Source organism: Croceibacter sp. (genome assembly GCF_002716225.1).
Taxonomy (GTDB): domain Bacteria; phylum Bacteroidota; class Bacteroidia; order Flavobacteriales; family Flavobacteriaceae; genus Croceibacter; species Croceibacter atlanticus.
On record NZ_PAZX01000009.1, the window covers coordinates 32,989 to 52,131 of the forward strand.

Sequence of the window (19,143 nt, forward strand, 5' to 3'; positions counted from 1 at the left end):
CTATGAGCAGAACAAAGTTTACAGATATTGACAGTTTGTCATTGCAGGATTTAGAACAAGATGCCGAGTTAATTCCATTAATGACGCCTGAAGATGAAGAAGAAATTAATAAAGAAAAATTACCTGANACCTTACCAATTTTACCGCTTAGAAATACGGTGTTATTTCCTGGTGTAGTAATTCCTATTACTGCAGGACGCGATAAATCTATCAAGCTAATACAAGATGCTAATAATGGTAGCAAGGTAGTTGGTGTTGTATCTCAAAAAAGTGAAGAGGTAGAGAACCCAACTGGAAAAGACATTAATACACTTGGTGTAGTTGCCAGAATNCTTAGGGTTTTAAAAATGCCAGATGGTAATACTACTGTAATTATACAAGGTAAAAAGCGTTTTGAGATAGATAAGGTTATAACTGAAGATCCTTATTTACAAGCAACTATTAAGGAAGTTCCAGAAGCTAGACCTGAAAAGGAAAATGAAGAGTTTTCTGCTATTGTAGATTCTATTAAAGAATTAGCACTTAAGATTATAAAGCAAAGTCCAAATATCCCTAGTGAAGCTTCGTTTGCTATTTCTAATATTGAAAGCCCTTCGTTTTTAATAAACTTTGTGTCGTCTAACATGAATCTTTCTGTTGCAGACAAGCAAAAATTGCTAGCTACAAATGATTTAAAAGAGCGTGCTTTAGCAACATTAAAGTTTATGAATGTTGAGCAGCAAAAGCTCGAACTTAAAAATGACATACAAAGTAAGGTGCAGAGCGATATGAGCCAACAACAGCGCGAGTATTTCCTACACCAACAAATGAAAACTATTCAGGAAGAGTTAGGTGGCGTTTCTCATGAGGATGAAGTAGAGGAAATGAAACAACGNGCCAAGAAAAAATCTTGGGGAGAAGATGTAGCTAANCACTTTAAAAAGGAGATTTCTAAATTACAACGTATGAATCCTCAGGTTTCTGAGTATTCTATACAACGTAATTATTTAGATTTATTNTTGGACTTACCNTGGAATGAGTTTAGCAAAGACAAATTCGACTTAAAGCGTGCAATGAANATTCTAGACCGTGATCACTACGGTTTAGAAGATGTTAAAAAACGAATTATTGAATATCTAGCGGTTTTAAAACTGCGTAACGATATGAAATCGCCAATCTTATGTTTATATGGTCCTCCAGGCGTTGGTAAAACATCTTTAGGAAAGAGTGTAGCCGAAGCTTTAGGTAGAGAATATGTAAGAATTTCATTAGGNGGTTTAAGAGATGAAGCTGAAATAAGAGGNCACAGAAAAACNTACATTGGTGCAATGCCAGGTAGGATTATACAGAGTCTTAAAAANGNAGGAACTAGTAACCCTGTATTTGTNTTAGATGAAATAGATAAAATAGGAACAGGAAACCAAGGCGATCCTTCTTCTGCATTGCTAGAGGTTTTAGATCCAGAACAAAATAATGAGTTTCATGACAACTTCTTAGAAATGGGATTTGACCTTTCTAAGGTTATGTTTATTGCAACCTGTAACAGTTTAAATACCATACAACCAGCTTTACGTGACCGTATGGAAATTATAAATGTTACGGGTTATACTATTGAAGAAAAGGTTGAAATAGGTAAAAAGCATTTATTACCTAAGCAGTTAGAAGAACACGGTCTTACCAAAGATCACCTTAAGATAGCAAAGCCACAACTTGAAAAAATAGTTGAAGGTTATACTCGCGAAAGTGGTGTAAGAAGTCTTGAAAAGCAAATTGCCAAAATGGTAAGATACGCTGCCAAGAATATCGCTATGGAAGAAGACTATAGCGTAAAAATCACAAATGATGATGTAGTTGAAGTCTTAGGTTCTCCTAAATTAGAGCGTGATAAATATGAGAATAATGATGTTGCAGGAGTTGTTACAGGTTTAGCTTGGACTAGAGTAGGTGGCGATATTCTCTTTATAGAGTCTATACTTTCTAAAGGAAAAGGTAACTTAAACATTACTGGTAANCTTGGTAAGGTTATGAAAGANAGTGCAACCATAGCTATGGAGTACATTAAAGCACACGCTGAAGAATTTGGTATTATACCAACTATTTTCGAAAAATATAACGTTCATATTCACGTGCCAGAAGGAGCAACACCTAAAGATGGCCCAAGTGCGGGTATAACAATGTTAACGTCTTTAGTCTCTCTGTTTACGCAACGTAAAGTTAAAAAGAGTGTGGCTATGACTGGTGAAATAACTCTTAGAGGAAAAGTATTGCCAGTTGGCGGTATTAAAGAAAAGATCTTAGCTGCAAAACGCGCAAGGATCAAGGAAATTGTTTTATGTGAAGACAATCGTAGAGATATAAAAGAAATAAAAGAAGAGTACTTAAAAGGCTTGACGTTTCATTATGTGACAGATATGTCTCAAGTATTAGACGTTGCTCTTACTAAGCAAAAAGTAAAAAACGCTAAGAAATTATAGCATTTAATCTATTAAACTGATTAAAGCCACATTATCTTATTACATAGATAATGTGGCTTTTTTTTATGCTGTGGTATTAAAAATAATTTTATTTAAAGCTTCTGTGTTTAGCTTGTGTGCTCCTTGAAACTCCAAGGTTGTAAGCCGTTCACTAAATAGAATTAAAGCTCTTCCTTTTTCATATTCTAATTTTTCATCTGTTAACCATTCATCTTCGTTACCGTAAAGAAGCCAAGCTTTGCCTTTAAATGTTTTAAAGTCTAAGGGTTCTAATTCTTTTGGAATACCTCCAGAATGTAAAACAAGATTATCACATGATATGTTGTATTTAGCTACAAATCTACTTGCTATGGAAACGCCTTGAGAAAACCCTAACACATGAAATTTTACATGACTGTGTTTTTCTAAAATAGGTTTTATTTCAGCTTTATAAATAGCATTAATATACGTAAGCACGTTTTCAGTTTCTACTACAGTATTTTCCTTAGTTAGCCAAGAAGCGCCAACTCTTCTAAAATCTTTACTTTGATAGTATTTACTTGGAGCTTGTGGAGCTATAAAATAATGGTCCTTAGCATCAAATTCTTCAAACTCTCTTATAAAATATCTGCTTAAGTAACCCATACCGTGAAAAACTAACCAGATATGTTTAGTGTCTTCTGTTAGTTTATTTAGGGTAGAATAGGAGTTGCTACTCTCATACTTGATTTGCTTTTCCTTAGAATTCATAGCTATAGATTGTATCTTTACAAAGTAAACCAAACGAAATGAAATATTCTAAAGAAGAGGTATTAAGTAGATGTAAAGAAATTTGCAAGAATACTATGATGGAAACTCTAGACATTGAGTTTATTGATGTAGGAGATGATGTATTGGTAGCTAAAATGCCAGTTACTTCTAAGGTTCATCAACCAGATGGCGTTCTTCACGGTGGTGCAATGGTTGCCTTAGCAGAGAGTGTTGGTAGTGCAGCAAGTATGTTATTTCTAGATGCAGAGAAGTATTATATAAGAGGTATCGAGATTTCGGCAAATCATGTAAAAAGTATTCGAGAAGGTGAGGTCTTTGCTTATGCTACAGTAGTACATAAAGGGCGCACAACACAGCTTTGGGATATCAAGATTAAAGATGTTGAGGATAATTTAATATCAGTAGTTAAACTTACCACAATAGCTCTGCCTAAAAATTAATGACACAGTTTAAATCTCTCATAGAAAAAGCAAATAAGCAGTTGAACAATAAATTACCGTTCACACTTTTTAATCTTCCAGATAGTTCTACAATAAAAAGTTACTTTCAGCTTAATGATACATTACTGCCAACAGTAGATTTTTCTGAAGATGGTTTTGTCTTTGCACCTTTTAACCTTGAGGATACCACTATTTTATTTAAGACTGAACACTGCGAGGTTTTAGAAACTCCATTTTCATTTTCACAATCGTTTAGCAAAGCGTCTGATGTTAGGACTTTAGAAGATGATCAAGCAAAAGGAGCACATATAAAATTAGTAAGTGATGCTGTTGAAACAATAAAGCAAACAGACTTAAGTAAAGTTGTGTTATCCAGACCAATTAGGTGCTCAACTGAGAAGTCTGCTTTAGTATTATTTGAAGAATTACTTCAGTTATATCCTTCTGCTTTTACATATATCTGGTATCACCCTAAAGTAGGCTTGTGGCTTGGTGCTACTCCAGAAACCCTTTTCCAGTTAAATGGACTGCATTTTAAAACAGTTGCTTTAGCAGGTACTAAAACTGATGATAAGCTCTTAGAAGATTGGGGAACAAAGGAAATAGATGAACAGGAAATAGTAACTACTACTATTAAGAAAGCGCTTTCACCATTTGCAAGATCAATAACCATTTCTGAGGTAGAAACAGTAAAAGCTGGTAACATCTTACATTTAAAAACTAATTTAGAGGGCTTCTTAAAACCTAATACAAAGCTGAGTGCAATATTGTCCAGCTTACATCCAACACCTGCAGTTTGTGGTTATCCTAAAGACTTAGCATATTCTTATATTACTGAAAAGGAATCTTACGATAGGTCGTTTTACACTGGATTTTTAGGAGAAATAAATAGCGGAGATATTAATAAGAGTAACACAGAAAATTTAGCGTATAGAAAGCAACGATTATCTACCAAACTTTTTGTGAATTTAAGATGCCTCTCAATGCTATATGATACAGTGACAATTTATGTTGGTGGCGGAATTACTGCAGAGAGCAATCCAGAATTAGAATTTATTGAAACTGTACGAAAAAGTGAGACAATGCTAAGAGCATTGTAATTTAACAAGCTCAGTAGCGCATCCCCAAGCAACTGTAAATCCTGCGCCACCGTGCCCGTAATTGTGGAAGATGTTTTGGTAAGTTTTATCCAACTCAAACCTTACAGATGGCCTTTTTGGTCGTAAACCTACAACTTCCTCTAAGATCTCAGGTTGATTTTTAGTTGAGTTAAACTTAGAAAATCTATTTAAAATTAATTTAGTATCTGTTGGGTCTACTTTTAGATTCCAATCGTTTTCGTAATCTGTACCACCAATAATACAATCGTTAGTTCTATTAATAAGATAGGTTAACGCACCTTTAGTGGTCGAGTCTGCATAAGACGGTAAATTTATAGGAGCACATCTTAATATTTGACCACGCATTGGCTTAAGGTCGTTATCGTTACATAACTCTTTTGCACCTAAACCACTACAGTTAATAACAAGATTATTTAAGTTTGAAGCTTCTTCTAACGTATAAATCTGTTGTTTTATAAATGTGCCATTATTCGACTTAAAACGATTAAAAAGGTAAGGTAAGTAGTGTAATGGTTCAACTAATGGTACTGTACTAATATGAGCTTGTGTCATTTCATTTAATAGCTCATCGCTTTTCGCAATTCTCACACTTCCGCTAGGCAATACAGATATCCAATTGGTATTAGATTGCGCATTGTAAACTGTTGTAAATGGTATAAAAGACACGCCGTTTTTATTAGTTTGATCCTTTTTATATTCAGAATAGGAGAGTGCTGCCCATTGGTGTGCTTTATGTAATGGTTCAATTTGAAAAGGAAACCATATTGCACCAACTTTAGACGAAAGGGTTTCAGAAAATTTTTCCTTTGCAACAATTGTAACTGCATAGCCAGCTTCTTGTAATTTAAGAGCTGTTGTCAATCCAATAATACCACTTCCGATAACTGTTGCAGATTTCATAAGTTGAGTTGACTTTTTATAGCTTTTCCAGGAAACAAATTATCTTGTAACTCACCATGTTCAATAAGAATCTTACCATTAATAATCACATAATCCATTCCAGAATATTTCTGAAATCCTTTTGTATATGTGGCATTATCTTTAATATCATCTAAATTAAAAAGCAAAAGGTCTGCGTATTGAATGAATTCTAAGATGCTATTTATTAGTTTTTCAATTAGACTAATTTACTCAAAAACTGAATTGGCGAAAACTATTGCAAGTAGTAAAAGTTTAAATTTCATATTGTTTCTATAATTAATAGTAAACAACTATTACAATCTTTAGAATATAGCTGCTTGATTAACAAACCATCTATAAAGCTAAAAATTAAAATTCAATTCGTGAAGATTAAAAGGATAAGTAATTAATGATAGGGTAGAAGGATACTCTTTTTTCAATGAAACACTTCAGCTTAAGAATTATGAAATTAAAAAAGTAAACTAGTACTTATTTTAAATTCTTTTTGAATGTTTATTCATCTACTTTTTTAAAGACATATCCTTCACCATAGTTCATCTTAACAACTTTATTTGTGATAGAATCTATAGTAAATGAAGATTTTCCGCCGTTATCAACATCTATAAATTCAGTTTTTGAGACTGGCACAAAAGTAACTTTCATACCATCATTTAAATCATGCAAGACAATTCTGTTTGTGTCTGTACTGTATACATCTAGAAAATAGTTATCCTCTTCTTCTAGTTGATATTTACCTATTATTGCATTTGTCTCCTTTTCACTAAGCTCATAAGGAGTTATGTAAGTCGGCTCGAAAACGCTGTTTTCAAACAACGCTGAAAACGATCGGAGTATATCATCATTTAAAGTGTTTCCTTGTTTTGCATTTGTCATTACTGCTATGCCCGTATTTTTATTGTAATGATTTATTAGTATAGATTTATAAGAACCAGGATTGCCGCCTGCGTGAAAAAAGAATGCAGTATCGCCTTCACCACGAACGCCAACACCTAATCCCCAAACTTTAGTGACCGTTAACATTTGCGTTGCTAAATCTTGAGAAATAAACGAATTAGGTTTGCCTTTATAACTGTTTGCAATGGCAATACTAAACTTAGCCAAATCGGTTGGAGTTGTCCACAATCCAGCTGCCGAGAGTTCTGGAAAAATTAAATGCCCTTCAGGATGCATTTTACCAGAATCATCATGACCTAATGCGATATTGTCTTTAGGAAATTGATTAAAAGTACTGTGCGTCATCTTAAGTGGACTAAAAACCACATCTTGAAAATAGGATTCAAAATCTTTACCAGTAACATCTTGTACCAGCAATTGTAAGATAGCGTAACCACCACCAGAATAACTAAATTGCGTTCCAGGAACTGTACTAATTTCTACTTTTGCAGAGTTTGCTTTACCATTTACAATATCTAACAAGCTTGGCGTAGTACCAACGTTACTATAACCGTGAAAACCTTGCACAGTGGCGCCAGATGTATGGTTTAAAAGTTGTCTTATGGTAACTTTTTTAGATTCGTCAAATTCACTCTCAGCCTTCCAAGATTTTAAATAGGTATTAATATCTGTATCCAGATCTAAGTTATACGTCTCTACTAATTTTAAAACGCCTAATGCCGTAATTGCCTTACTAATTGAGGCTGCTTGAAACTTAGTTGTACTAGTTATAGGCTGTGCAGAGTCTTTAGCTTTAGTACCATATTGACTAGTCCATACAATGTCCCCATCTTTAAACAAAGCTAAGCTCACGCCAGGAACATTATACGTTTCCATAGCTTCACTAATAGTATGGTTTTGGAGAATAGAATCGCCAACAATTACAGCAGGCAAAAGGCCGCTTTCTAGGTCACTATATGTTGGTTCTGGGTCTTGAGACTTATTTTCGGTTTTATGTTTACAAGAAAGAAATAGAGGACAAACGAATATTAGGAGATATAGAAACTTCATAATGAATTGGTTAATAGTTTTCCTAAAGACGTAACTTCAAGTTGAAGTGTTGCAGTTTAAAGCTGAATGTGTGATCGTCTTAATCATTTTTTTTGATCAAATAATAAAAGTCGCTTTAGCAATTTAAGTCTTTAATCTTCATAGTTTCATTGAAAAAAAATCTAGATTTTATAGGATTTCTGGAAAGTGTAGTTTTTTTTTAGATTGTTATTAACGTTCATAGCTATGAATCGTTTATAAATATTTATAATATTAGAAATTCAGAACCTTAAGGTATTGCAATTAGAACATTTATATTTTCTGTAGATTTTAGTTTATATATTAATTGATTTCGACTGATATTTAGCCCTTTAGATTTTAAAACAATAAAATTTAAGGGTACTTCAATATTCATTAGATGAAAAGGTTCAACTGCGCCAGTTAATTGAAAGAAAGGGAAGAAGTTTTCATCAGTTTCTCTTATCGTCATTTTGTATTTGGCGATTTTTCTTTTTTCTTCATTTAAAATTGTCAAAGCAATTTTTTTATTTCCTCTTTCTATTTTAATATCAGTAAAAGTATATTCATACTTGGGAAGCTGTGATTTAAATGTTTCAGTTTTTAAATAATTTAATGAGTCTTTTTTATCAATATTAAAGTAATGTACTTGATTTCTTTTAGTGTCAATTATCCAAGATTTTAAAGAATCATTTTCACTAAATATTTTCATTGAATATGAGTAATCTTTAGTATTGAATAGATAAGTATCTTCTCTATCCAGAAAATTTTTTGTGGTAATCTCACTCTTGACTAATTTATCGAACTTATAGGTTTGCCCAAAACAAGTAGTGAAAGTAATAATAAATAATATAGTTAAAATCTTCATTCAGAAAAATTATTTAACGGTTGTGTATAAGAACAGTAGGGCAGATTTGCACGCTGTCCATTCGGTTGAGCACAAGCCGAATTTTTAAATTTTTCTTATTACTTTCTTTGTCAATAAGCCAAATTTAAAAATTTGGCGACCTTGCAAATGCGCCCGAACCATTAAGTTTTGCTACAATTGCCCTATTGTTTTTATACGTTGTTGTGAGTAGTTAATTTTACGGTTTTGTCTTTTTAATTCCTCGTTTAAAGTCAGCCAAATTCTTGACCACTTTTACTTTAGAGACAGGTAAAACTTCAATAATACTTTCGATTTTGTCGACTGCATATTTTACGTTTTCTTCATTTATTTCTTTTACATCTAAGGTTTGAATCCATTCTTTGTGAGGGTCTAAACAAGGGATTCCGTTGACGTATAGACGATAGCTATAGCCAATTGAGATTTTCTTAGTCTTAGAGAAAAACCCTTTGTCGTAAAACTCTTCTTTAACAGGACTGACGTGAATTTTAAAATCAACCGAGTTCTTTCCAGCATCAAAGCCTTTTTGATATTCGTCATCGCTGTTTTTTCTAAAATCCTCCTTCAGATTACTTATATCTTTCTCGTGCTTGATTTTCAAATCTGAAATATCCTTAATAAGTTTTTTTTCAAGGTCAACCTTTTCTTTTGACATACTTAGAGATAATCTTTGTATCTCATCCCTTCTGTAGTTGGAATTGTTTTTACTCCTTGAAACACCCAATGCTTCTTTATTCTTCCAATAGTTAGCAGAAAGGTAGATGATTATTAAAATCATAATGATTATAACCACAAAACAAATAATTTCGGTAGTTGTCAAATTTTCTAACATAGGTTATGATACAATTATAGTGTGAGAATTTAGTAAAGCTCTTAATTATCTTCATCGTTTGAATCATCATACTCATCATCTTCGTGGTAGAAACCTTCGTAGTAACTTTCATATCTGTCTCCACCATCTTCATCATCGGTACCATTGTATGGATTGTCAGGGTTATCCCAATGTAAACCTTCTTCGTTTTCTTTACGACGTCCGCCAGTTTGGAAAGATAAATCATCATTTCTCATATCGTTTCTATTTTTAGTTATTATAAAATGTTTAAAATTTTGAATATTGTATTTAATTACTCACAACGGTTGTGGCTATGAGTAGTGCGGTCGCAAACGGGCGATTACCATTCGGTTTAATACTTAGCCGAAAACTTGTTTTTGGATTATTTTCCTTTACTTTCCAATAAGCTAAAACAAGGTTTTGGCGGTCTTTGCAAATTAGCTATTTCTTCTCGGTTGGGCAATTATGCCCGTATCACTTATAGCCTTTGTTTGTAATAGTTTTTCTCGCTATTAACAAGTTATTTTATACCCAGAAATAGTAATATAAGGATAGTACTTAACGTGTTTTCCAACAAATGTATTCCTTGCAATATTACCTATCACGTTTGTAGTATAAGAATCAATTGAACCTCCAATTACTTCACCAATTATTTGAACAGCTTTTCCTAAATTGATAACTCCTTTTTCTCCAAATTTAGTTAATAACCTGAATCCTACCTTTTGATTAATTGCTGTAATAGATTTAGATGATATTTGCTTTATACCTGAAATAGCAAATTTTCTTCCCGCAATAAGACCAACATCTTTGATGATTTCTTTGGCTACATTACCAGTCATACAAGCATAAATTAACGATTTAAATCTATGATCTTTCAAATCATATCCTCCAATTATTGCTATCGCGGCAATCATTCTAATTTGGATAAACATTATACTTGCTAAATTTACTGGAATAGTTACAGGTGAAGTTATAATTCCACCTAAACCAGCAATAAAGCCACTAGTTCCCGATTTGGTGTTCTGCCATCGTATCAAAGTGTTTGCTGCCTTAATTTTATCAGGTTGATTCTTTAAGTAATTTTCAGCCATTTCATAGGAGGAATCTATTCCAGGAAAACCGCTTATTGCTTTATTATATTTCCAATCTAGAGTCCTCAGTATTACTCCTTGATTAATTTTTTTTGCCAAAATTTATTTCTTTGATAGAAGATTAAAATGGCTCCATATCGTTTTCTTTCCCCTTTCTGTTTAAGAGGTTTAAGAGTTTCTGAATAGTACTTTTTTCTTTACCATAAGAAAAGTCTTTAGCATCATTAAGCTCTTCTCTTTTTTTCCAAAAATTTTCAAGAAAGCCCTGACTTCTACTCTTATCAGTATCAGACTCCATTTCATCAACCATATTATTAATACTTTTGGTAAGCTCTTCTAACCATCCCATATTTGTTTAATTTTAAATTTTTATTTCAATTATTGCCTACTAGTTTATATCCACCATAAACTTTCGCTTAGCTATACAAATAGTCTGTATATGCAGAATTACTAATGGTGTTTAATTATCTTATTAAAATAACATAACTTATAGTTTAGTTTTTAACAATGCTGTTTTTCGTTTTAAAATATTTATTCAATGTTAAATAATTTGGGCGGTATAAAACCAAATTATTTAAACACAAAAACCCCTAATAGCTTATAAATAAGCAGTTAGGGGTATATGATGTGAGCCCGATAGGATTCGAACCTATGACCGCCTCCTTAGAAGGGAGGTGCTCTATCCAGCTGAGCTACGAGCCCGTAGCAATTAGCGGGTGCAAAGATAACAATCATTAACTTTTAAGCAACTTGTTTTTGAAAATTTTTTATAAATATGTTACAAATCTTAAAATAGAATAGCTTCGGTATATAATTTGTAATACCTTCAACAAAAAATTTAATATGAAATTAATACTAAGCAGCATTATACTAATGCTATGTTTTACCTTTTCTAATGCGCAAGATGTTGTTGGCATCTGGAAAACAATAGACGATAATACTGGTGAAGCAAAATCACACATAGAGATTTTTAAAAAAGATGGTAAAGTGTATGGTAAAATCATAAAAATTTTAAATCCCGAAGCCAGAGATAGAGTATGCTCAGAATGTGAAGGTGAAGATAAAAACATCAAGATTTTAGGAATGAATATTATAAAAGGTCTTGAAAGAGATGGTAATGAGTATTCTGGCGGTACTATTACAGATCCTGAAAATGGTAAAATTTACAAGTCTAAAATCTGGCTTACAGAAGATAATCCTAATCGTTTAAAAGTAAGAGGTTATGTCGCTTTCTTATACAGAACGCAAGAATGGATCAGGCTAGAGTAGTCGCATAATTAATAACAATGTAAGAAGTCCTGAGCAATCGTTCAGGACTTTTTTGGTTTATAGCCGCGCAACATTTATAAATATGTATTTTTGAAGTTTAAGATCTAAGTTTTTATGGCCTACTTTATAGATGTCATTGTACCATTACCGTTAAAGAACACCTTTACATATGCGCTAACTACAGAGGAGTTTGCAAATATTGCAGAAGGTATGCGTGTGGCTGTGCCGTTTGGTAAAACTAAAGTGTATACAGGTGTTGTACTTGCAAAACATACCACGCCACCTATAAAGTATGAAGCAAAACCTATAGAAGAAATCTTAGACTCTAACCCAACCGTTACTTCAAAACAACTTAAATTTTGGGTGTGGATGGCGTCCTACTATATGTGTAGTTTAGGCGAAGTTTTAAAAGCGTCTTTACCAAGTGCCTTTTTGTTAGAGAGCGAAACTGTTGTCGAGCTAAATAAAGCCGCAAATATTGATTTCTCTGAGTTAGATGATAATGAGTTTTTAATTATTGAAGCGCTTCAAAACCAATCACTATTGCGCATTCAGGAAATTATGCAAATCTTAGATAAGCAGCGTGTCTTACCAATTTTAAATAGGTTGGTAGATAAGCAAGCTGTTATCATAAATCAAGAAATATACGAGCAGTACAAACCTAAAGTGGTTAGCTATGTAAGATTAAATGCTATTTATAAGCAAGACGACAAGCTGCATGATCTGTTAGATGAGCTTTCGAGAGCTCCAAAACAACGAGAGGTGATTTTTAAACTATTTGAAACATCTGCTTCTGAAAAGAAATTACAAGCTTCAGACCTTGCTAAATTATGTGATACTTCGTCCAGCGTAATAAAATCGCTAGTTGACAAAGGTATTTTAGAAAGTTACCAAATTCAGGAAGATAGAGTACAATTTGAAGGTGAATCAACTTTAAAAGATATCACATTTAATGCGCATCAATTAAAGGCATATAATAGTATTCAGCAGTCTTTTGAAACTAATAGTGTTTGCCTTTTACACGGTGTTACTTCAAGCGGAAAGACAGAGATTTATATAAACCTTATTAAAGATGTACTGGCTAAAGGGCAACAAGTGCTTTACCTGGTTCCAGAAATTGCTCTAACCACACAGCTTATCACGCGTTTACAGTCTTATTTTGGAGAAGAAGTGCTTATTTATCACAGTAAATATTCAGTAAATGAACGTGTAGAGGTTTATAATCACGTAAAGAATAAAACTAAAGGTAAAATTGTAATTGGAGCACGATCTAGCATCTTTTTACCATTTCAGGAGTTGGGACTTATTATTGTAGATGAAGAGCACGAGTCTACATTTAAGCAATACGATCCTGCGCCTAGGTATAATGCGAGAGATGCTGCAGTTGTGTTGGCTAATTTATTTAAAACAAAAGTATTATTAGGATCTGCAACACCAAGCATAGAAAGTTATTACAATGCAAAGCATCAAAAATATGGTTTCGTCTCCCTAAATAAACGCTTTGGAGATGTACTGCCTCCAGAAATAGAGTTAGTTAATATTAAGGAGAAGTATAAGCGTAAGGAGATGAGCGGCCATTTTTCAGACCGTTTGGCAGAAGAGATATTAAATACACTAAAACAAGGTGAACAGGTTATCTTGTTTCAAAATAGAAGAGGTTATTCACCATATTTAGAATGCCTTACTTGTGGAGAATCTCCACAGTGTCCTAATTGTGATGTGAGTTTAACATATCATAGCTATAAAAACCAATTGCGTTGTCACTATTGTGGCTACCATATTGCCATGCAGTTAGAATGTATGAAATGCGGAAGTGCAGATTTAACAACAAAAGGCTTAGGAACAGAACAGGTAGAGACAGAATTAAAGGCATTATATCCAGATCACAACATAGGCAGAATGGATCTAGATACTACTAGAGGTAAACATGGCTATGAAAAAATTATCACAGCATTTGAAAATGAAGAGATAGATATTTTAGTGGGGACACAGATGCTAAGCAAAGGATTAGACTTTAGAAATGTTGGCTTAGTAGGTGTTATGAATGCAGATAGCTTGTTAAATTTTCCAGACTTTAGAGCACACGAGCGTAGTTTTCAAATGCTACAACAAGTTGCCGGTAGGGCAGGACGTACAAAAAAGCGCGGTCGTGTTCTTATACAAACCTATAATCCCTTTCATCAAATCCTACAACAAGTTTCCACTAATGATTATGTGGGTATGTATAAGGACCAAATAGAAGAGCGACACCAATATAAATATCCGCCGTTATGTCGTTTGATTCGATTTACGTTTAGAAATAAAGACTTTAATAAAGTTAATGAAGCCTCGTTATGGTTTGCAAAATCTATGGCTAATACATTTAATGAACATGTATTGGGACCAGAGTTTCCACCAGTGTCTAGAATACGAAATGAATATTACAAGAATGTAATTTTAAAAATCCCGAAACAACAATCACTTTCTAAAACAAAAGAAGTGATTGATAAGATTTTAAAAAGCTATACAGCAATAGGGCAGTATAGAGGTGTACGTTGTGTTATTAATGTAGATCCTTATTAATTAGAGCTTAGCGCATCTGCTAAAAGCGTTTTCTTGTGTCTGCTTAATGGTATTTTTTCACCATCAATTTCCACTTCACGACTGTTGTAGCGCTGTATGCGATCTAAGTTTACAATATAGGATTTGTGAATACGAAGAAAGTTTTCATCCTCAAGTTCCTTTTCAAAAGATTTCATTGTTGCTAACACCACAAAAGAATCTGTGTTAGTTACAAACTTCACATAATCACCAAGAGCTTCAATATATTTTAAGCTACCCAACATAACTTTACGTTTCTTAAGGTTGCTCTTTACAAAGATAAAACGGTCATCTTCAACAGAAGATTTGTCATTTTGTAATTTATAAAGACCAATAGCTTTTGCAGCCGCTTTATTAAAACGATCCCTTGTGACAGGTTTGTGAATATAATCTATAGCTTCATAATCAAAAGCCTTGTGTGCATATTGAGTTTTTCCTGTAACAAAAATTATAAGAGGCTTGTTTCTTAAGTCATCTAAAAGATCAAAACCAGAAAGAATTGGCATTTCAACATCAAGGAATAATAAATCGACACCTAAATCTAACAATCCATTTTTAGTTTCTATGGCATTGCTAAATTCTCCAACTAATTGAAGGTTAGGGTGATCTTTAATAAGTTTAACCATAGATAGGCGTTGTAAGCCAGAATCATCTACAACTACACATTTTAATTTTACGTCTTCCAAAGTTTATTTTATTGAGATGTTAGTGTTACTTCTAAACAATATTAACGCATTTTAAGACAATCCGCAAGTAATTTAAATCTTTGGTCGTTGGTAATGTTGATTTTATCGCTTTAAAAGACCAAAAAAAGTCCTGTTTTTATGGTTGTAAAAATGTATTTAATACGTATTTTTGCACGCAATTTTAATTTAAATAATTCAATCGTATGAATCATTATGAAACTGTTTTCATCTTGAATCCCGTTTTATCTGATGAACAGATAAAGGAGACAGTTAAGAAATTTGAAGATTTTCTTATTTCTAAAGATGCCAAGATGGTTAACAAAGAAGATTGGGGGCTAAAAAAATTAGCTTACGCAATCCAAAACAAGAAAAGTGGTTTTTATCACTTGTTTGAGTACCAAGTAGCTGGAGAGCACATTGAGCCACTAGAGGTTTTGTTTAGACGTGACGAGCGTATTATGCGTTTCCTTACTGTAAAGTTAGATAAACATGCTGTAGAGTGGGCTAAAACAAGAGTTAAACGTAACAAAGAAAAAGCATAAGCCATGGCAACATCTATTGAGCAACAAGCAAAAGGAAAGAAAGACGGCGAGATTAGATACCTAACTCCGCTTAATATTGAGACTTCTAAGAAAGAGAAGTACTGTCGTTTTAAGAAAAATGGAATTAAGTATATTGATTACAAAAACCCAGATTTCTTAGGAATGTTAGTAAACGAGCAAGGTAAATTGTTACCACGTCGTTTAACAGGAACATCTTTAAAGTATCAGCGTAAAGTGGCGCAAGCTGTAAAGCGTGCAAGACACATTGCACTTATGCCATACGTAACAGATTTATATAACAAGTAAACCCCGATAACATGCAACTTATTTTAAAACAAGACGTTGAGAATCTAGGATTCACAGACGATGTGGTAGAAGTAAAGCCAGGTTACGGACGTAACTTTTTAATCCCACAAGGTAAAGCAGTATTAGCAACACCATCTAGCATTAAGTCTTTAGAAGAAACGTTAAAGCAACGTAGCTATAAAGAACGTAAAGCTATTGAAGCTGCTAAGTCTTTAGCCGAAAAATTAAATTCTTTAGATCTAACAATGACAGCAAAAGCTGGAGAAGCAGACAAAATGTTTGGAAGCATCTCTAACGCAGATTTGTCTGAGCGTTTAGAAAAAGAAGGTATCGAGATAGACAAGAAGTACATTAGCATTGCTGGTGGAAACATTAAGAGACTAGGACAATATGAAGCGACAGTTCGTTTTCATAGAGAAGTAGTTGAAACTGTAACGTTTGACGTTGTAGGAGAAAACTAGTCTTATCTAGATTACAATTTTAAAAGCCTGCTCTTTATTGAGTAGGCTTTTCCTTTTTAATTAAATTAGTACGATTTAAAACAATTAGACATCATGAAATATTCAAGACTTACAAAAGAACAATTTGAAGAAATGCATGAAGAGTTTATAAACTTTCTGGCAACCCAATCTATAACTGGAGAAGAATGGGGAACCATAAAAAAAGATAAACCAGAGGTTGCAGAAGCAGAGCTAGATGTTTTTAGCGACCTGGTTTGGGAAGGTGTTTTAAATAAAGTAGAATACTTAGAGCACTATTCTAAACAGCAAATCTTCCTGTTTAAAATAGACCAAGTCCAAATTTCGCTTATTGGCGTAAAAGTTAATAATAACGTTATAGATATTACAACTCCAGAAGGCTACCAATGGCTTCAAGAGAATTTGAAAACAGATGCTGTGGATATATACACATCTAATAAAGTACTTAAAGAAGACCGTAATAAAGATATTTTTGCCTTGATACAACAAGGCTCTAATATTACTAAAGGTGAACTTTACAATTACTTTAATGAATTATTAGCGTTAGACTAAAGAAACGCTTTTACATCTTCTTTTAATTGAGCTAGTCCTGCATCTGTAGGTGTAGGACGATCAATTAAATCTGAGAGTATTGTTTCTCTCAACTTATCAGAGTTTGTTACAGACTCATTCATTGCTGTCTTCCTAATTATTGACATTGTAGCATTTTTTGAAGCTCTAATAACGCCCCAAGCTCTATCACTTAAATATATTTGTTGTGCTAAATTATGCTCAAATTCTTGCTCTATAGTACTAATAAGTAAGTTTTCATAAGCATCTACCTCGTCATTATACGGTTTAACTCGTAATAATAGGTTTCCTAAGGAGATACGTTCTAAAAATAATGTCATACGCTCATAAGCTTGTAATCTAAGAGGTAAGGCTTCTTTTTGGTTTTCTTTTTGAAGCTCAAAATAGCGTCTTTTATCTTGCTCGGCTTGCCAAGTTTTCAAGAAATAAAATACGACCAAGCCTACAACTATTGCTGGCGCGGTATAAAATATAAGCTCTAAAATTTTATCAGTATTCATAATTTGGGGTTTAATATCTAACTTCTTCTTTTTGCTTTGCTTTTTTTACATTCTTGGCTTCTTTCTTTGTTTTATAATGACCACCAAGATGCGGACATTCCTGTAAATCTTTCATAGAGGTAAAAGGTACTTTTACTTTATGGTAACCAAAAGATGCTGCCAATGGCTGTATAAGATTTTTATCTCCTAAGCTAACTTCTACATCATCCATAGTTAACTGGCAAGGATGTTCGTACCCACAAGCATGTGTCATCTCTAAAAACTCTTTTCTAAAATTTTTAAAGTAAAAGTGAGTTCTTACCGCTTTATCTTCAATGTTTATACCACGTTGTAGCCATTTGTTTTGTGTTGCAACACCAGTAGGACATGTGTTATTATGACACGCTTTAGCCTGTATACATCCAATTGCTAACATAGCTTCTCTTGCAACATTTATACAATCTACACCTAAAGAAAAGGCTTTAGCAGCTTGTGCAGGAAATCCTAATTTTCCGCTACCTATAAACACAATTTGATCACAAAGTTCTTGTTCATCAAATATTCTATAAAGTTCAGAGAATCCAAACATCCAAGGTAAGGCAACGTGATCTGCAAAGCTTGGTGGTGCAGCACCAGTACCACCTTCGCCACCATCAACAGTAATAAAATCTGGACCTTTACCGGTTGTTTTCATTAATGTTGCTAACTCTTTCCATTGGTCTAATTTTCCTATAGCAGCTTTTATACCTACTGGTAATCCTGTAGCGGTAGCAATATCTTCAACAAAATTAATTAAACCTTCAACACCTTCAAAAGCAGAATGAGTTGGTGGTGAAAGCACATCTTTTCCAAGAGGTACGTGTCGTATTTCAGATATTTCTTCAGTAATTTTTGCAGCAGGTAAAACTCCGCCTTTTCCGGGTTTTGCACCTTGAGACAACTTAACCTCAATAGCTCTAATCTGCGGATTGTCTTTTACTAACGCAATCATTTTTTCCATAGAAAAGCCACCTTTTCCATCTCTTACGCCAAAATAACCTGTACCAAAATGAAAAACAACATCAGCACCAGTTTTGTGATAAGGAGATAATCCACCTTCACCTGTATTATGATAGGCATGAGCAAGATTACAACCTTTATTCATAGACTCTATAGCACGTGCAGAAAGAGAACCAAAACTCATTGCAGAAACGTTTATGACAGAACTTGGTCTAAAAGGTCTCGCTCTGTTTTTAGAAGCTCCGATAACTTTTGCACACGGCAAAAAGTATGGGTCTTTATAATTAGGATGATCTTCTGTTACTTTATAAGGAAGCAAGGCGTTGTTTACAAAGATGTAATTGTTTTCAAAAATATCTCTGTCTGTTCCAAAGCCTTCATAATTGTTTTCATTTTTAGCTGAAGCATATATCCAACCACGTTCAATTCTATTAAAAGGAAGCTCTTCTCTATTATTGGCAACTATATATTGTCTTAATTCTGGACCAATACTTTCTAATGCATATCTAAAATGACCAACTATCGGAAAGTTATGTGTTATAATGTGTTTTTTATTGAAGAATATATCTCTTATTGCAATAAGGGCCAATACTATTATAATGTATAGCCACCAAGGTATTAGGCCTAAGAAATGAAAAAATGCATCCATGTAATTAAAATATCAATCGAAATTTACGGTCTTAAAAGGCTAAGATATTTAAAAAATTAAGAGTAACATCGCTTACAAGCTTGTTTAAAACTATTAGGATTATGAGAAACATTTCAGGCGCATTTTTTATAATTTCACATGTTGAATTA

21 protein-coding genes and 1 tRNA gene are annotated in these 19,143 nt (G+C 33.3%); 9 read left to right on the forward strand and 13 right to left on the reverse strand.

Translation table 11 applies throughout. From position 1 onward, the window contains the following. Window positions 1–2 precede the first annotated feature (2 nt). Complete coding sequence (gene lon / locus CL818_RS06795; RefSeq protein WP_286972448.1) at window positions 3–2,453, forward strand: endopeptidase La; 2,451 nt, start codon at window positions 3–5, stop codon at window positions 2,451–2,453. Window positions 2,454–2,516: 63 nt separating this feature from the next. On the opposite strand, the gene CL818_RS06800 is transcribed toward lon, so the two are convergent. Beyond that, on the reverse strand, window positions 2,517–3,182 hold the full coding sequence (locus CL818_RS06800) for an alpha/beta hydrolase (RefSeq protein WP_272973181.1): 666 nt from the start codon (window positions 3,180–3,182) through the stop codon (window positions 2,517–2,519). 38 nt (window positions 3,183–3,220) lie between these two features. Here CL818_RS06800 and CL818_RS06805 point away from each other — a divergent pair, with 38 nt between their 5' ends. Both CL818_RS06805 and CL818_RS06810 read left to right on the forward strand, forming a co-directional pair. Next, complete coding sequence (locus CL818_RS06805; protein WP_272973180.1) at window positions 3,221–3,643, forward strand: PaaI family thioesterase; 423 nt, start codon at window positions 3,221–3,223, stop codon at window positions 3,641–3,643. Next, on the forward strand, window positions 3,643–4,743 hold the full coding sequence (locus tag CL818_RS06810) for a chorismate-binding protein (protein ID WP_272973179.1): 1,101 nt from the start codon (window positions 3,643–3,645) through the stop codon (window positions 4,741–4,743). Before CL818_RS06805 ends, CL818_RS06810 begins: the two co-directional genes overlap by 1 nt. Here the strand turns inward: CL818_RS06810 and CL818_RS06815 are convergent. From CL818_RS06815 to CL818_RS06855, 9 genes are all read right to left on the reverse strand, one after another. Further along, window positions 4,729–5,664 (reverse strand): FAD-dependent oxidoreductase, encoded by a 936-nt coding sequence (locus CL818_RS06815; RefSeq protein ID WP_272973178.1) that lies wholly within the window; start codon window positions 5,662–5,664, stop codon window positions 4,729–4,731. The genes CL818_RS06810 and CL818_RS06815 overlap by 15 nt on opposite strands. After that, the gene (locus CL818_RS06820) at window positions 5,661–5,831 is read right to left on the reverse strand and encodes a hypothetical protein (RefSeq protein WP_272973177.1); all 171 of its coding nucleotides are present in this window, start codon (window positions 5,829–5,831) and stop codon (window positions 5,661–5,663) included. The genes CL818_RS06815 and CL818_RS06820 overlap by 4 nt, the downstream gene beginning before the upstream one ends. Window positions 5,832–6,177: 346 nt before the next feature. Then, on the reverse strand, window positions 6,178–7,629 hold the full coding sequence (locus CL818_RS06825; protein WP_272973176.1) for a serine hydrolase domain-containing protein: 1,452 nt from the start codon (window positions 7,627–7,629) through the stop codon (window positions 6,178–6,180). Window positions 7,630–7,897: 268 nt separating this feature from the next. Further along, entirely contained in the window at window positions 7,898–8,494 is a 597-nt protein-coding gene (locus CL818_RS06830; protein WP_272973175.1) for a hypothetical protein, read from the reverse strand. Window positions 8,495–8,711: 217 nt separating this feature from the next. Further along, window positions 8,712–9,332 carry a hypothetical protein gene (locus CL818_RS06835; RefSeq protein ID WP_272973174.1) on the reverse strand — a complete coding sequence of 207 codons (621 nt, stop codon included), beginning with the start codon at window positions 9,330–9,332 and terminating at the stop codon, window positions 8,712–8,714. Between the two features lie 53 nt (window positions 9,333–9,385). Beyond that, window positions 9,386–9,580 carry a hypothetical protein gene (locus tag CL818_RS06840; protein ID WP_272973173.1) on the reverse strand — a complete coding sequence of 65 codons (195 nt, stop codon included), beginning with the start codon at window positions 9,578–9,580 and terminating at the stop codon, window positions 9,386–9,388. Window positions 9,581–9,856: 276 nt separating this feature from the next. Next, complete coding sequence (locus tag CL818_RS06845) at window positions 9,857–10,534, reverse strand: EcsC family protein (RefSeq protein WP_272973172.1); 678 nt, start codon at window positions 10,532–10,534, stop codon at window positions 9,857–9,859. Between the two features lie 22 nt (window positions 10,535–10,556). Then, on the reverse strand, window positions 10,557–10,784 hold the full coding sequence (locus tag CL818_RS06850; protein WP_272973171.1) for a hypothetical protein: 228 nt from the start codon (window positions 10,782–10,784) through the stop codon (window positions 10,557–10,559). Window positions 10,785–11,063: 279 nt separating this feature from the next. Next, window positions 11,064–11,137: transfer RNA gene (locus CL818_RS06855), tRNA-Arg, on the reverse strand. Between the two features lie 141 nt (window positions 11,138–11,278). Between CL818_RS06855 and CL818_RS06860 the strand changes: the two genes are divergently transcribed. Together CL818_RS06860 and priA are read left to right on the forward strand one after the other, a co-directional pair. Continuing rightward, window positions 11,279–11,704: a DUF2147 domain-containing protein gene (locus CL818_RS06860; RefSeq protein WP_013187735.1), complete on the forward strand. Its 426-nt coding sequence runs from the start codon at window positions 11,279–11,281 to the stop codon at window positions 11,702–11,704. Between the two features lie 114 nt (window positions 11,705–11,818). Further along, window positions 11,819–14,266, forward strand: a complete 2,448-nt coding sequence (priA, locus tag CL818_RS06865; protein WP_286972455.1) for a replication restart helicase PriA — start codon at window positions 11,819–11,821, stop codon at window positions 14,264–14,266. Here priA and CL818_RS06870 read toward each other — a convergent pair. Next, the gene (locus CL818_RS06870) at window positions 14,263–14,970 is read right to left on the reverse strand and encodes a LytR/AlgR family response regulator transcription factor (RefSeq protein WP_013187737.1); all 708 of its coding nucleotides are present in this window, start codon (window positions 14,968–14,970) and stop codon (window positions 14,263–14,265) included. The genes priA and CL818_RS06870 overlap by 4 nt on opposite strands. 203 nt (window positions 14,971–15,173) lie before the next feature. On the opposite strand from CL818_RS06870, the gene rpsF reads away from it, so the two are divergent. The 4 genes from rpsF (at window position 15,174) to CL818_RS06890 (ending at window position 16,849) form a co-directional block, all read left to right on the forward strand. Beyond that, window positions 15,174–15,512 (forward strand): 30S ribosomal protein S6, encoded by a 339-nt coding sequence (gene rpsF, locus CL818_RS06875; protein WP_013187739.1) that lies wholly within the window; start codon window positions 15,174–15,176, stop codon window positions 15,510–15,512. Between the two features lie 3 nt (window positions 15,513–15,515). Then, the gene (gene rpsR / locus CL818_RS06880; RefSeq protein WP_013187740.1) at window positions 15,516–15,818 is read left to right on the forward strand and encodes a 30S ribosomal protein S18; all 303 of its coding nucleotides are present in this window, start codon (window positions 15,516–15,518) and stop codon (window positions 15,816–15,818) included. A gap of 11 nt (window positions 15,819–15,829) precedes the next feature. Next, window positions 15,830–16,279, forward strand: a complete 450-nt coding sequence (gene rplI, locus CL818_RS06885) for a 50S ribosomal protein L9 (protein WP_013187741.1) — start codon at window positions 15,830–15,832, stop codon at window positions 16,277–16,279. Between the two features lie 93 nt (window positions 16,280–16,372). Next, window positions 16,373–16,849, forward strand: a complete 477-nt coding sequence (locus CL818_RS06890) for a DUF6495 family protein (RefSeq protein WP_272973168.1) — start codon at window positions 16,373–16,375, stop codon at window positions 16,847–16,849. On the opposite strand, the gene CL818_RS06895 is transcribed toward CL818_RS06890, so the two are convergent. Together CL818_RS06895 and CL818_RS06900 are read right to left on the reverse strand one after the other, a co-directional pair. Beyond that, on the reverse strand, window positions 16,846–17,367 hold the full coding sequence (locus tag CL818_RS06895) for a DUF7935 family protein (protein WP_013187743.1): 522 nt from the start codon (window positions 17,365–17,367) through the stop codon (window positions 16,846–16,848). The genes CL818_RS06890 and CL818_RS06895 overlap by 4 nt on opposite strands. 10 nt (window positions 17,368–17,377) lie before the next feature. Further along, window positions 17,378–18,994 carry an FMN-binding glutamate synthase family protein gene (locus CL818_RS06900; RefSeq protein WP_272973167.1) on the reverse strand — a complete coding sequence of 539 codons (1,617 nt, stop codon included), beginning with the start codon at window positions 18,992–18,994 and terminating at the stop codon, window positions 17,378–17,380. Window positions 18,995–19,143 lie beyond the last annotated feature (149 nt).

Bases quoted from the DNA above. Each gene is read 5' to 3' on its own strand.
- CL818_RS06800 (WP_272973181.1), bottom strand. From the start codon at position 3,182: ATGAATTCTAAGGAAAAGCAAATCAAGTATGAGAGTAGCAACTCCTAT.
- CL818_RS06805 (WP_272973180.1), top strand. From the start codon at position 3,221: ATGAAATATTCTAAAGAAGAGGTATTAAGTAGATGTAAAGAAATTTGC.
- CL818_RS06810 (WP_272973179.1), top strand. From the start codon at position 3,643: ATGACACAGTTTAAATCTCTCATAGAAAAAGCAAATAAGCAGTTGAAC.
- CL818_RS06815 (WP_272973178.1), bottom strand. From the start codon at position 5,664: ATGAAATCTGCAACAGTTATCGGAAGTGGTATTATTGGATTGACAACA.
- CL818_RS06825 (WP_272973176.1), bottom strand. From the start codon at position 7,629: ATGAAGTTTCTATATCTCCTAATATTCGTTTGTCCTCTATTTCTTTCT.
- CL818_RS06830 (WP_272973175.1), bottom strand. From the start codon at position 8,494: ATGAAGATTTTAACTATATTATTTATTATTACTTTCACTACTTGTTTT.
- CL818_RS06840 (WP_272973173.1), bottom strand. From the start codon at position 9,580: ATGAGAAATGATGATTTATCTTTCCAAACTGGCGGACGTCGTAAAGAA.
- CL818_RS06850 (WP_272973171.1), bottom strand. From the start codon at position 10,784: ATGGGATGGTTAGAAGAGCTTACCAAAAGTATTAATAATATGGTTGAT.
- CL818_RS06860 (WP_013187735.1), top strand. From the start codon at position 11,279: ATGAAATTAATACTAAGCAGCATTATACTAATGCTATGTTTTACCTTT.
- priA (WP_286972455.1), top strand. From the start codon at position 11,819: ATGGCCTACTTTATAGATGTCATTGTACCATTACCGTTAAAGAACACC.
- rpsF (WP_013187739.1), top strand. From the start codon at position 15,174: ATGAATCATTATGAAACTGTTTTCATCTTGAATCCCGTTTTATCTGAT.
- rpsR (WP_013187740.1), top strand. From the start codon at position 15,516: ATGGCAACATCTATTGAGCAACAAGCAAAAGGAAAGAAAGACGGCGAG.
- rplI (WP_013187741.1), top strand. From the start codon at position 15,830: ATGCAACTTATTTTAAAACAAGACGTTGAGAATCTAGGATTCACAGAC.
- CL818_RS06890 (WP_272973168.1), top strand. From the start codon at position 16,373: ATGAAATATTCAAGACTTACAAAAGAACAATTTGAAGAAATGCATGAA.
- CL818_RS06895 (WP_013187743.1), bottom strand. From the start codon at position 17,367: ATGAATACTGATAAAATTTTAGAGCTTATATTTTATACCGCGCCAGCA.
- CL818_RS06900 (WP_272973167.1), bottom strand. From the start codon at position 18,994: ATGGATGCATTTTTTCATTTCTTAGGCCTAATACCTTGGTGGCTATAC.